This is a genomic window from Leisingera sp. ANG-M1 (assembly GCF_000813745.1).
Classification (GTDB): Bacteria; Pseudomonadota; Alphaproteobacteria; order Rhodobacterales; family Rhodobacteraceae; genus Leisingera.
Map to the genome: position 1 here is coordinate 1,731 of NZ_JWLC01000037.1, position 465 is coordinate 2,195.

The following is a 465-nucleotide window of genomic DNA, read 5'->3' on the forward strand; positions in this document are numbered from 1 at the left end:
TGGCCAAGGAAGGCTGGCGGGTGCGGGTAGCGGTGCGCCGCCCCAATGAAGCCATGCATGTGAAGCCTTACGGCGTTCCGGGCCAGGTGGAGCCGGTATTCTGCAATGTCCGCGACGATGCCTCGGTGGCTGCGGTGATGCAGGGGGCGGATGCGGTGGTGAACTGCGTCGGCGTGCTGAACGAGCTGGGCAAGAATACTTTTGGCGCCATCCATGCCGAAGGCGCCGGGCGCATTGCGCGGCTGGCCGCCGGGCAGGGCGTTGCCAGCCTGGTGCATATCTCGGCGATCGGCGCTGACGCGGATGCCGCCAGCGAATATTCCCGCACCAAGGCGGCCGGCGAGGCTGCGGTGCAGCAGCATTTCCCGGATGCGGTGATCCTGCGCCCGTCGGTGATCTTTGGCTCTGAGGACGGTTTCTTCAACCGGTTTGCCGGCATGGCGACCCTGTCGCCGCTGCTGCCGA

The 465-nt window shown here is 66.9% G+C and carries 1 protein-coding gene; it reads left to right on the forward strand.

Annotation, left to right across the window (positions count from 1 at the left end; translation table 11 throughout):
• Window positions 1-465 (forward strand): NAD(P)H-binding protein (locus RA19_RS24735; RefSeq protein WP_039168317.1); only part of this gene is annotated, 465 nt, incomplete at both ends.